Below are 13307 nucleotides of genomic sequence, written 5' to 3'. Positions count from 1 at the left end.
AAATGGAAACAGTGGCGGTAAAGCGGAAGTTCTCGGGTAAACGTAACCGTCTGGACAAACCGGAGCTGCTTGCTCCGGCTGGTAATCTGGAAAAGCTTAAATTTGCAATCCATTATGGAGCAGATGCTGTGTATATCGGTGGACAGGCATACGGATTGCGTTCTAACGCGGATAACTTTACCTTTGAAGAAATGCGCGAAGGCGTGGAATTTGCCAAAAAATACGGAGCCAAAGTCTTCGTTGCCACCAATATATATGCACATAATGAAGATATCGAAGGTATCCAAGCGTATTTGCAAAACTTGTATGATGCAGGAATTGCAGCCATTATTGTGGCAGATCCAGCGATTATTGAAGTAGCTCAGCGTGCAGTGCCGGGTTTGGAAGTGCATTTGAGTACTCAACAATCGACCCTGAACTGGCAAGCTGTGAAGTTTTGGAAGGATGAAGGCCTTCCACGCGTCGTTCTCGGACGTGAGACAAGCTTTGAGGAAATTGAAGAAATCAAGGCCAATGTGGATATCGAGATCGAAGCCTTTATTCATGGAGCTATGTGCTCGTCCTATTCCGGACGGTGTGTGTTGTCCAACCATTTTACGGATCGGGATTCCAACCGGGGCGGCTGCTGCCAGTCCTGCCGTTGGAAGTATGATTTGTTTGAAGATGCCCGAGAAGGTACTGTATGGGTCAGTGAAGAAGAAATGCAAATGCAGGCCCCTGCCCCATTCAAATTGGGAGAGAACCAGCTGCCGTTATTCCAGGAGCAGGACAATTCTTTTTCCATGGGTTCGAAGGATCTGTGCATGATTGGGCATATTCCCGAGCTGATTGATGTCGGTGTGGATAGTTTCAAAATTGAAGGACGTATGAAGTCGATTCACTATGTGGCTACCGTAGTTAACGTGTATCGTCAGGCAATTGACTCCTACATGGCTGACCCGGAGAATTATGTATTGAAGCCTGAATGGGTAGAGGAAATGAACAAGGCGGCAAATCGTCCACTGAATACCGGCTTTTTCTATGATACACCGGATCATGAGGATCACATCTATGAACCGGAAGAAAAAGCGGTACCTTACGACTTTGCCGGATTGGTTATCGACTATGATGCAACTACAGGGATGGCGACCATTCAACAGCGCAATCATTTCAAACCAGGACAGGAGATCGAATTTTTCGGTCCGGGGGGCCACTTTTTCAAACAGGTTGTAGGGGAATTGCAGGATGAAGAGGGCAATGTGCTGGATGCAGCTCGTCACCCGTTACAGCGTGTGAAAATGAAGGTGGATCAACCTGTTTCCTACTTTGATATGATGAGAAAAAAGAAATAGGTTCAAATGCCTAGTTTTTAACAAAATAATGCTATGATTTAACAATATAGTGTTATAAAATTTACAAATTAGACCTCCGTCTATCGGTATATGGGGGTCTTTTTTTTATAGAAAAATAGGAAAAAAGTTGTAAAAAATTTCGGGAAAACGAAAGGGGAAAGGGGAATGTTGTCGAATACTACATATTTATAGGGGAGAGAAAGAAAAATCCAACAAGTAAATTACTGGCAGGTGAATGGGATTGGTTCAAAAGAAGCAGAAGGACAGTGGGGAAGAATTGACAACACCCGAGAAGGTTAAGCCCGAGAAGGTACAGAAAGTAAAAAAAGAGAAGGTAGCAAAAAGGAAGACCGGGGATGCTCCAGACAAACAATCCTTTAAATTGGATCGGAGTAAGCTGAAGTTGGGATGGAATAAAACAAAAGCCCAATTGAAAAAGCAGAACTGGAAAAATGTTGGGGGAACAACGTTTACACAGATTAAGAAGGCTAATCCGGTTAAATCGGTAGGCGTTAAACTGTTTTTGGTCTTTTTTGTAGGAATCATGTTTTTTGTCATTGGTTTAGGTCTATTATCCTATGCTAAAGCCAAAGATACGATCGAGAAGAATGCATCCCGATCGAATCAGGAAACGATTGAACAAACCAAGCAGAAAATGGACATCATTTTGGAGCGGTTTGTAGATACATCTACACAAATTTTCTTCGATCCAGAAATGCAGTCCTTGCTTCAAAAGATGTCTGATAAAAACTTGTCGGCATACGATACGTTTGTAAATTCAAGCTCCATCAACAAACAATTATCGAACATTGCTTTTACGAATAAATCTATGGAAGCGATTTATCTTGTGCCGACGGATGAAACAAGATCCACTATGGGTACAGGAAGCAGCAGTTCTTCTATGGGTGATATTCGTAAAGAGGCCTGGTATGACGAGTTGGTTCAAGCTGGTGGATACCGCTGGCTCCCAACGGAAACCAAGGAAGATGGCGGTACACCAACGTTCCGGATTGCACGTTCAATGAAGAATCTGCAAGGGACAACCCAGTCCTATGTATTAATCATTGAGTTGAAACTGGAAGTTCTGGAGCAGCAGTTGAAATCACTCGATTTGGGTGAGGGAGATGTACTTCAACTGATCGCTCCGGACAATAAAGTTGTAGCATCGACGATAGCTGATGACACAGGGAAAGATACAGATTTGGCTTTTGTCAAAGACTTGAAAGAAAAATCGGGCAGCACGAATACGGATTATACCGTTGATGGAAATTCAACGAATATGCTGGCGTCATACAGCACTATGGACACATCCGATTGGAAACTGATCGGGATGGTTCCAACTTCTGTCTTGGTGAAAGATGCCAAGGGCATTCTGACGCTCACCTTGTGGATGGCACTGATTGATGCCGCTATTGCGATACTAATCGGTATTTGGATGGTTCGCATGATTGCCCGTCCATTGGGCAGATTGAAAGATCTGATGCAAGAAGGGGCAAAAGGTAACCTCAAGGTGCGTACACCGTATACCTCCCAGGATGAAATTGGTCAATTATCGGCCGCATTCAATCTGATGATGGAGCAAATTACGAAGCTGGTGGAGCAAACCAACCGTTCTGCACAGGAAGTATTGGATACTGCTTCTGAGCTGAGCAGTGCATCCAAGAAAACAGCAGTTTCTGCTTCCGAGATTGCAGTAGCCACTGAAGAAATTGCGGGTGGAGCAAGCAGTCTGGCAACAGAAGCGGAGCGTGGAAACGAATTGACCGACAATATCTCCCGTCAGATGGAGAGTGTGGTCGCCGCGAATGAACAAATGGGTGATTCAGCCCGTCATGTAGAGAAATCCAGTCAGACAGGTACACAGCATCTGAATCAGTTGATGACCAAAACGCAGAAGACCGAAGAAATGATTGGTGCGTTGGTAAACAAGGTAGATTCATTGAAAGAGAGTACTTCTTCTGTTCTGAAGGTGCTTGACGTTATGCAGAATATCACTAAACAAACGAACATTCTCTCCTTGAATGCAACCATTGAAGCCGCTCGTGCCGGTACAGCTGGACGTGGATTCATGGTGGTAGCGAATGAGGTCCGCCAGTTGGCTGAACAATCCAGACAGTCCATTGATATGGTCGGCGACATTACGGACAAGATTATGACTGAAATGAATGAGACCGTAGATCAATTGTCTGCAGCTTATCCGCTATTCAAGGAACAGATGGATGCCGTGAAAGATACCAACGTCATATTTGCTTCAGTACAGCAGCAAATGGGTGCGTTTGTTGAAAGTCTGAGCATGGTCACTGGGTCAATTGGAGATTTGAATCAATCTCAAGGTACGTTGTCCGAAGCGATGAGTAATGTCAGCGCCGTAGCTGAACAATCTTCTGCAACGTCTCAGGAAGTTGCTTCCTTGAGCAGTGAACAGCAAAATATCAGTAACCAGCTGGTGAATTTGTCTGCAAAACTGGAGAATGTGTCGACAGAATTGAAAGATACATTGTCTCGCTTTACGGTCTAACCCAACCATTAATGGGTCTATCGAGAAACCTGTCCCTTCTAGGGGACAGGTTTTTTTGGTGTTTACCGGATAATTCCAATATGAATAACGCATACTATGCCAAAATGTTGAACGGGGTGGCCCAATGCATGTACAACTGAAACGGCGCATTTATATTACATGTATTCTTCTGACAATTGTGTTTGGTTTGCTTATGTTTCGTTTGGCCTGGGTTCAGATGGTTCAGGTGAATCGCACGATGCCAGGGTTTCAACGCACCGTTCGTGAAATGTCCGTTTTGCAGCGTGAACGAGGTGTTATGCTGGACACGGGGCGAGGGCAGTTTACGGATTACAAAGGGGTGCCATTAACAGGCGAGCTGGAGTGGGGGGTGGTACTTTTCCCGCATACGGATCAATCCAATCATTCATACCCATCTTCTACGGCGCATTCAAAAATTAAGGAACTGGCAGCATTACTACATACAGATGTGAAGTCGTTACAAAAGGAATGGAATCAAGGAAACGCACCCCATTTCTGGACAGGAGGTACAGACCAGCCGATCACGTTGACCGAAGCTCAGCTTACTCGACTGCGTGAATTGAAGGCAGACGGAGCGAGTGTGTATCCCATAATGACGCGTTATGGACAAGGCGCTACGGGCATGCAATGGTTAGGTTATCTTGCTGAACAGCCTGGATCTATCCATGGGCATCCGCGTCACAAAAATGAGGTGAAGCAGCCTTTTGCCATGAAATCTGGAGCAGCAGGGCTGGAAAAAACATTGGAACCTTTATTAATGGGAATAGGCCCCACCCTCGTTTCGCGTATGGTTACAGGCTCAGGAGAGGTTATCCCCAGTATCCAGCCGCGCGTCATCGCACCCTCCAATACACACTATCCTTTGCGTGCGGAGACGACAATCAATATCGATTTACAGCAAGGGATAGAGCAGATTGTGAAGAAATCCGGAATGAAGGAAGGAGCTGTCGTTGTGCTGGATGCGGCCAATGCAGACGTGCGTGCCATGGTTTCCGCGCCGTTCTATAATCCACAGCATGTAGATCCCCAACAAACAGCTTGGGCGAATCGTGCCGTTCAGGGGGCTGTACCGGGTTCCATATTCAAAATCGTTACAGCCGCGGCCGCGCTTGAATATCAAGCTGTATCCAAAGGAGAGACTTTTCATTGTGGTGGAGAATGGGGGAAATATGGCCTGTCCTGCTGGAAAGAACATGGGCATGGCACACTGAATCTGGAGCAAGGGTTTGCCGAGTCCTGCAATATTGTATTTGCTGAAACCGCCCGTCGGCTGAGTATGGGGCAGTTGGAGCGTACGGCGGATGCTTTGGGATTGGCACGTCCGATTGGCTGGGAGGGAAAACAGGTCGCCGGAATGCCCGTGCTGCATCATTTTGATCACGAGGATGCAGGACGAGTGAGACTGCCTTCCGTCTCACCTCAAGATGAAGGAGCGAAAGTACAGACAGCTATCGGTCAGCGCGACGTCCTGGTGACCCCGCTGCAAGCAGCCAATCTGATCGTTACGCTTTTGCATGAGGGTAAGGTGACTGCTCCACGCCTCGTTCAGCGTATCCGGTATGCGGACGGTGATATGATGCTGGACATGCCGATGCATGATTCACCTTCTTCAGCAGGACGGATCTCTCCAGCTACGGCGCATCAGCTGTTGTCTTGGATGAAGAAGGTAGTCAGTGACGGAACGGGAAAATCCCTGCAACATGCGCGGTGGCAAGTGGCAGGGAAGTCAGGTACAGCACAAGTACAGCAGCACAGAGAGAAACGTAACCATCAATGGTTCATTGGATATGGACCTACCGAGAAACCCCAATATGCTGTAGCTGTCCTTGTCCAAAATGTGGTTCCAAGCAGCCGTCATCAAGCAACGGCAATATTCAGGAAAGTAATGGACTATCTGGCTGAATCCTCATGATCCCCGGAAGAAGCAGGTTCCTGCACCGAAGGCTCAGCGTTCATTCCAGCGGTGGCACTGGCCGGTGTGTCCATCACTAACGGGGATGATTCGAATTCATCCTTCGGCAAGTGAATCCATTGCTGAAGATATCCTTGTTGCAGCAATTCTTTGAGCAGAATCAGCAGCACCGGAGACAACACCACACCGGCCAGACCAAAGACAGAGAGCGAGATCAGCATAAAGGAAAGCATCAAGTATGCGGAAGAGACCCCGATTGAATTACCCGATATTTTCGGCTCCAGCAGTTGGCGTGTCAGCATGGTTACAGCAAGGACCACAATCAAGCCAATCGCAAGGCTGCTATTCCCCACAATGAACAGATACACAATCCACGGAATGAATATGACAGGAACACCCAACAAAGGCACAAGGTCAAAAACGGCACAGATGGCTGCGATGGTGAAGGCATTGGCTGTTCCCAGAATCAACAAGCCTGCATAAATCAATACAAAAGTAATCAGCATCATCATCATCTGGGCCTTCAAATACGAACGGATCGTCTTGAATACATGATTTCGCATAAATTCAAGAGCCAGCTTCAACGTTTTTGGCGTTTTGGCCCGGGCAAATTTACGCCAGGATTCAATCTCGATACTGAGAAAGAACGCGAGAATAATGGCAATCCCGAAGTTCGTAATAAAGGAAGAAAACGAACTGAGAAAACCGATGACGAATTGTGCACCACTGGTTACCCATTTGGACAGGAATCCGGTCAGTGTAGCAAAATAGTCATTCACCTTCTCGGTTATTCCGTCAGGTAAAGCATCGGACTTGTCCTGAATGAAATAAACCAGATTGGTGAATTCACGCTGAATCATCTCGATATAATAAGGGAAGTTATCCTGCAAATTAGAAATTTGGGATACGATAATTAATCCCAATCCAAAAAAGGCAGCAACAATAACCGCAAGAAACAATAAAACCGAAATGGCAGCGCCCAGCGTTTTGGGCAATCCTTTGCGATGCAGGAATCTTGCCAGGGGTTCGATCATCCAATACACTATAAATGAAAGAAAAACTGGCGCAGCCAATTGATATAATCGACTGAAACCGTACATGATAAAGTACACGGTTAATACGAGCAGCGCAATGTCAAAGACGGTGCGCCCGTACTTTTTGTAAAGCGGCAGCATGGGCAGGGCTCCTTTGTAGTCGTTAAGGTAAAAATTAGGATGCATTTATTGTACACGATAGCTATCTTTTTGGGAAAAGAGGATTCAAGAAAAGGCTGAATTATGATAAAATTAAAGGCGGTTTATTTTGGTTAGTGCTATATTATGGCACGGTAATTCAGCATGAGAAGCGGGGAGTTTGTAGCATGACAAATTTACTTCAGAGCATATTACTGTGGTTATTGTACATTTCATCGTTTTATGCCTTTATTCCGAGTTTAGTTAGCAGACTTTTCGGTTTTCGTGTGTTCAGGCGCGGGAGAAGTGAGAAGGAGTTTTCCTTAACTTTTGATGACGGGCCAGATCCGGAATACACACCTAGATTGCTTGATTTATTGCGTCAGTATGAGGCGAAGGCTACGTTTTTTGTAGTCGGGGAGCATGCTGCCCGTCATCCCGAACTGATTCAGCGCATACATGAGGAAGGTCATCTTCTCGGAATTCATAATTATATTCACAAAACCAATTGGTTAATGCGTCCGCGTACGGTTCGAGATCAGATTCAACGAACAGGGCAGATTATTCAGGAGGTAACGGGGGTAAGAACTTGTTATTATCGTCCACCGTGGGGGATTATGAACCTGTTTGATTTTTTCAGTAAAAAAGATCGCCGAATTATCCTCTGGTCATCCATGTTTGAGGATTGGAGAAGCAGTGTGGGCGTTGAGAAATTGACGGAACGAATGTTGAAGGAGCTAAGGGGCGGAGAGGTCATGCTGCTGCATGATCGAGGGACTACCCTCGGCGCTGATGCACACGCGCCGGAGCAGATGCTCCAGGCGCTCGAAGTCGTATTGCAGGAGGCCGACAGGCAGCGATTGCATAGTGTACGCATCGATACGTTGATGGGAGGCGTTACAGTGAGCGAACCTAAAAGTACAAGTCAGCCACAAACGCATTTATCCTTTTGGAAACGGATGGTTGTTGCGCTATGGCTAGGCTGGGAGAAGTTGTTTCATTGGGTATACCATCTGCGAACAGCTTCGCCGGAAGACCCTTTGCTGCACTATCGCTCCCGTGTATACCATGGAGCATTAGTTGAAATGAACGACGGTCATGTGATTCGGAACGGAGATCCGGTAATTGAACTTCATTTTGATAATAAAAAATTATTCGATTTGGGTATGACTTCACGCTCAAGCATGCATTTGGCCATTCGTATGATTCGGGCTATGGAGCAGCAGCTTCCTGATTTGGCCCGACAGGTAACACTTGAACCTGAACTCCGTTCAGCCAAGGCTCTATACGGTGTGAGCATGATTAACCGGGGGCCGGAGAAATTTGGATTTACGGTTCGGGAACTGGCTTCTGGGCCGTTCAGCTCTGCGTCCAAAGTGTATCTGAAACTTCTGCTAAGTGTCATTCATCCGGCTGGAACGAAACGTTTGAAGCAGCGCTCCGAACAATTGGTTCCCAAAATGATTGCCATGCCGCTTGATGTGCTGCTGGATCGGTATGGACAGCACGCACTGGTGGCTGCGACGGCGGAACAGTCCTCTGAGGAATTGTTGGTTCCTGAACAGGATCTTGTACCTGAACACAACTAAAAGCGAAACGAATAAAACAAAAGGGTTGCTCTCGGCCGAAGTCGGCTGAAGAGCAACCCTTTATTTATGTTTCCCGATAAGGCAATTCCTCGGATATCCTTACACTTGAATTAGATACTCAGTACGCCACCGTTGCTTGCATTCGTTACCAGTTTGGAGTAACGAGCGAGGTAACCGGTTTTTACTTTTGGTTCAAAGCCTTTCCAACCTGCGCGACGACGTTCGAATTCTTCGTCACTGATATGCAATTCGATGATACGGTTATTCAGATCCAGTTCAATGATGTCTCCTTCTTCGACAAAAGCGATTGGACCGCCTTCAGCAGCTTCCGGAGAGATGTGTCCGATACTGATTCCGCGAGATGCGCCAGAGAAGCGTCCGTCGGTGATCAGACCGACTTTGGCACCAAGGCCCATACCTACGATCTGGGAAGTAGGCGCGAGCATCTCAGGCATACCTGGACCGCCTTTTGGTCCTTCATAACGGATAACGACAACGTGTCCTTCTTTTACTTTGCCATTCGCAATGCCTTCAAGCGCTTGTTCCTGGGAATCAAAGCAGATAGCAGGACCTTTGTGATATCCGCCAACCGATGCGTCAACAGCACCGACTTTGATGATAGCTCCTTGTGGTGCAAGGTTACCAAACAATACAGCCAAGCCGCCTTTTTCGGAATGCGGGTTGTCCAGATGGTGGATGACATTCGTATCCTGGATTTCTTGTCCTTCAACGTTCTCACGGATCGTTTTACCGGTTACCGTAATGCAGTCACCGTGAATCGCACCTGGTTTCTTAAGCAATTCGTTCAGAACTGCACTTACGCCACCCGCATTGTGCACGTCTTCAATGTGAAGATCGGAAGCAGGTGCAAGTTTCGCCAGATGAGGAACGCGGTTAGCAACTTCGTTGATGCGCTCGATTGGGTATTCGATACCTGCTTCATGAGCCAGTGCCAGCGTATGAAGTACCGTATTCGTAGATCCGCCCATAGCCATATCCAGTGCAAAAGCGTTGTCGATAGCTTCTACAGTAACGATATCACGTGGTTTCAGATCCATTTTGATGAGTTCCATCAGTTGCTTAGCAGATTGTTTAACAAACTCACGACGCTCAGGAGCAACAGCCAGGATGGTTCCGTTGCCTGGCATAGCCAGCCCCATCGCTTCAGCCAGACAGTTCATGGAGTTCGCTGTGAACATGCCGGAACATGATCCACATGTCGGACAACCGAATTGTTCAAGCTCAAGAAGGCTCTTGTCATCGATTTTACCTGCTTGATAAGCACCTACGCCTTCAAATACGGAGGTCAGGGACAGAGCTTTACCATTGCTGTCACGACCTGCCTTCATAGGTCCACCGCTGACGAACACGGTTGGGATATTACAGCGAAGCGCACCCATCATCATACCTGGTGTGATTTTGTCACAGTTCGGGATACATACCATGCCGTCGAACCAGTGTGCAGATACAACCGTTTCCACGGAATCCGCAATAATGTCACGGCTTGGCAGCGAGTAACGCATACCAATGTGTCCCATGGCAATTCCGTCGTCAACTCCGATGGTGTTGAATTCGAATGGAACGCCACCGGCTTCACGAATAGCATCCTTAACAATTTTACCGAATTCCTGTAGGTGAACATGGCCGGGCACGATATCAATATAAGAGTTACATACGGCAATAAATGGTTTACCAAAGTCCTCTTCTTTAACGCCCGCTGCGCGGAGCAAACTGCGGTGCGGTGCACGGTCAAAACCTTTTTTGATCATATCGGAACGCATCTTCTTGGCTGACATGGTGTATTTCCCCCCAAATTTATAATATTGAGCAACATGAATGGAAATATAAATGGCAGTGCATCTGTCGTTTAATTTCATCCGTACTCTTAAAAATAGACCAGTGATACTGGCTTCGAGCTTCCCGTAGTTTATGAAACTCTTTGCTGCTTTAAACCCGTGAACAACCCGGTTTTTCTATAGAGTCTATCACAACCGTCGTTATATTTCTACAATGAATAGAAAGAAGCTTCAATCCATTAGTGGAATGAAGCTTTCTTGATTTGATGCCTCTCTCGGGTGTTCTTTCGCCGCTGCCCATGGGGATAGCTAACTGCTTCCGCCTTTGCGTCCAATCTCCCGGTAGAATTCTTTATTATGTGTTTCGGAAGTTGCTTCTCCACCTTTGCGTCCAATTTCCTTATAGAATTGAGAATCGTGCGCATCTGAAGTCGCTTCTCCACCTTTTTTACCTATCATTTGGTAGAAGCTGCGATCATGATTTTTGGAGGTGGCCTTGCCACCTAATCTACCCGCTTCCTCGCGACTCATTTTGTGTTCAGACGTCTGTGGGCGTGCCATTACAAATCACTCCTTATATCATAAGTAGATTGTTGTAGCGCGTATTCCTACTTACCACAACATTTCCAGTATGAAACAAGTTGATCCTGATGGAGAGGAGCAGGGTTTCAGCTCATCTGAACCAGGATGCTGAGCGTTTCAATCCCGCCTGACGATTGAGGTGAAAGCGGGAAATATCGGGCTCTATGAGAGGCCGAAAGGCATGACGGACGGCTGGATGAGCCAGCGTTATAGCGAACATTAGCGCAATGGAGACAATCACCGGAATGTACAAACTGGTTTCCATATAATTGTAAACCCCGGACCAGATGGCCAGACGAACGAGAAATCCATGTAAAAGGAACACATAAAGAGTGCGCCGTCCCAGATCGGTCAATCTGGATGTTAATGAAGGGACCCAGGCGAGAAATAATGCTCCCGATCCGATCTCAAGTGCATAGATTCCGAGTCGGTAAATTCCGGCAAACCACTCATGCTGTCCAAGCTCTGCGTAAGTCATGCTACCCAGTAACCAGCCTGGTGCAATGCTGAGTCCTCCCAGTCCGATCCAACCAAGAAGAGCAGCAGACAACGCAGCTGCAATTTTGCGGCCCCAGCCGGATCGCAAACGGGAGCGGATGGACGCTCCGTAGTCATACCCAATAACAAAGAAAGGAAGAAATACAAACGTACGACTGAAGCTCAGCCAGAAACCGTCAATGGGTAAATATCCGGCACATACCCCCAGCATCACAGCACCGAGCAGTCTGTATATCGGTTTCCAGGAGAGTGTAAGACGAAGCAGAAGCCGCCAGCAGAAATGACTTGCCAGAAACCAGAGCAATAAATAAGGCGCAAAGAAAGACAAACGCATATGCGGTGTGTGGAATATGGTGAAATCCGTTATTGCATACAGGGACTGAAACAGAAGGTACTGTAATGCAATCTGCTTAAGCACATTACGGCCAGATGCACCTTGGAGTGAATGTCTGGCAAAGTAGCCGGTTACCCATACAAACAGCGGCATGTGAAACGTATATATCCACAGAAACAGAGCCTCTGCTCCTGCAAATCGTGTAATGATCGGTTCGAGAGCATTGCCCGCAAGTACACAGACAATGAGCATAAAGCGCAAGTTGTAAAAAAAAGAATCCTGATCTTCGTGAATTATGGTCGGTTTGTTCATGTTGTAACCCCCCTTGATAACCCTTGGCAATTGCAATCTGGTTCTGTAATAAGGGTAATATGGATATGCATCATACATTGTGATATATTTCACATCAGAAAGCGCTATCCTTTCTCAAAACTGTGTCAACAAAATGAACGCTCCGGGATTGACAACGGTTGCATAGAGGCTGACAATGGTGAAAGAAGATGAGAAATTGTAAATATAAGGAGGGGAGAGTTCATGTCGACGAATACCCGCCGAAGCCCTGAAATTGTTACGTTTGGCGAAAGTATGGGTTTGCTGACGGCTAAGGATACACGAGGTCTTGAATATGCGGCGACATTAGATAAGTCATTTGGCGGAGCGGAAAGTAATCTGGCGATTGGTGTATCCCGGCTAGGGCATACCAGCGGCTGGTTTGGCCGCTTGGGTAATGATCCGATGGGTAACATGATCATGAAGGCTATTCGTGGTGAAGGTGTAGATGTATCCCGAGCAAGGATGAGCGACAAAGAGCCCACCGGTTTGATGATTCGTGAGAACGCTTCCGGGAAAGCCTCGGTGCACTATTATAGGAAGCTATCCGCTGCAAGCGCGATTACTCCTGAAGATCTGGACTCGGATTATATTGCAGGTGCGCAAATCCTTCACGTGACAGGCATCACTGCAGCAATAAGCGCGTCTGGACTTGCTACGGTTGAAGCTGCTATACATATAGCCAAGCAGGCTGGTGTGAAAGTGAGTTTTGATCCGAATCTGCGTCTTAAACTGTGGTCAGCTGAAGAAGCACGTCCAGTTCTGCTTCGTCTCGCTGAGCAGGCGGATTATTTCTTACCGGGTCTGGATGAGATGAAGCTTCTGTATAACGAAGAAGATGATCAAAAAGTACTTGAGCGTTTGTCCGCCATGAATGCAGTCTGTATCGTGAAGGGCGGCCCTGATTTGACCTACGTATTGGTGAATGGTACCCTAACGGAAGTTCCGTACTTCAAGGCAGATCATGTCCTGGATACAGTCGGGGCAGGTGATGGATTCTGTGCGGGCTTTTTGTCCGGCCTTATTAAAGGATATTCTCCGCAGGAGGCGACCCGTCTCGGGAATTTGACCGGTTCCATGGTTATACAGGCTGTTGGCGATTGGGAGGCGCTCCCAACGTGGGAGCAGGTCGAGGCCAAGCTGAACAATGTAGCTCATGTTGAGCGCTAGTCGCTGCTGATATCATATATGTCTCATCTTCGTTCATTAATGTAAGGCTTGTAA

General features: G+C 46.9%; 8 protein-coding genes and 1 pseudogene. 5 read left to right on the top strand and 4 right to left on the bottom strand.

All coding sequences use genetic code 11. From position 1 onward, the window contains the following. Nucleotides 1-2 precede the first annotated feature (2 nt). The 3 genes from QP794_RS21885 (at nt 3) to QP794_RS21875 (ending at nt 5782) form a co-directional block, all read left to right on the top strand. The gene (locus QP794_RS21885; protein ID WP_285078867.1) at nt 3-1331 is read left to right on the top strand and encodes a peptidase U32 family protein; all 1329 of its coding nucleotides are present in this window, start codon (nt 3-5) and stop codon (nt 1329-1331) included. A 235-nt stretch (nt 1332-1566) separates the two neighbouring features. Then, nucleotides 1567-3849, top strand: coding sequence for a methyl-accepting chemotaxis protein (locus tag QP794_RS21880; RefSeq protein WP_285078866.1), 2283 nt, complete (start codon nt 1567-1569; stop codon nt 3847-3849). 124 nt (nt 3850-3973) lie between these two features. Continuing rightward, a complete protein-coding gene (locus QP794_RS21875) occupies nt 3974-5782 on the top strand; it encodes a peptidoglycan D,D-transpeptidase FtsI family protein (protein WP_285078864.1) in 1809 nt (602 codons plus the stop codon). Here the strand turns inward: QP794_RS21875 and QP794_RS21870 are convergent. Further along, nucleotides 5761-6957, bottom strand: a complete 1197-nt coding sequence (locus QP794_RS21870; RefSeq protein ID WP_285078863.1) for an AI-2E family transporter — start codon at nt 6955-6957, stop codon at nt 5761-5763. The genes QP794_RS21875 and QP794_RS21870 overlap by 22 nt on opposite strands. 185 nt (nt 6958-7142) lie before the next feature. Here QP794_RS21870 and QP794_RS21865 point away from each other — a divergent pair, with 185 nt between their 5' ends. Beyond that, on the top strand, nt 7143-8543 hold the full coding sequence (locus tag QP794_RS21865) for a polysaccharide deacetylase family protein (RefSeq protein ID WP_285078862.1): 1401 nt from the start codon (nt 7143-7145) through the stop codon (nt 8541-8543). A 110-nt stretch (nt 8544-8653) separates the two neighbouring features. Here QP794_RS21865 and ilvD read toward each other — a convergent pair whose 3' ends face one another. The 3 genes and pseudogenes from ilvD to QP794_RS21850 form a co-directional block, all read right to left on the bottom strand. Further along, complete coding sequence (gene ilvD, locus QP794_RS21860) at nt 8654-10339, bottom strand: dihydroxy-acid dehydratase (RefSeq protein WP_024633084.1); 1686 nt, start codon at nt 10337-10339, stop codon at nt 8654-8656. 312 nt (nt 10340-10651) lie between these two features. Then, a pseudogene (locus QP794_RS21855) lies at nt 10652-10900 on the bottom strand (KGG domain-containing protein); the annotation flags it as partial. A 112-nt stretch (nt 10901-11012) separates the two neighbouring features. Then, nucleotides 11013-12065 carry an acyltransferase family protein gene (locus tag QP794_RS21850; RefSeq protein WP_285078861.1) on the bottom strand — a complete coding sequence of 351 codons (1053 nt, stop codon included), beginning with the start codon at nt 12063-12065 and terminating at the stop codon, nt 11013-11015. Nucleotides 12066-12287: 222 nt separating this feature from the next. Between QP794_RS21850 and QP794_RS21845 the strand changes: the two genes are divergently transcribed. Beyond that, nucleotides 12288-13253 carry a sugar kinase gene (locus tag QP794_RS21845; protein WP_285078860.1) on the top strand — a complete coding sequence of 322 codons (966 nt, stop codon included), beginning with the start codon at nt 12288-12290 and terminating at the stop codon, nt 13251-13253. The last annotated feature ends 54 nt before the right edge of the window (nt 13254-13307 follow it).

Origin of the sequence: Paenibacillus sp. UMB7766-LJ446, from assembly GCF_030226665.1 — a bacterium.
In the GTDB taxonomy this organism is placed as follows: domain Bacteria; phylum Bacillota; class Bacilli; order Paenibacillales; family Paenibacillaceae; genus Paenibacillus; species Paenibacillus vandeheii.
Note: the sequence above shows the minus strand (reverse complement) of the source record. Positions and strands in the feature narration are given on the sequence as shown.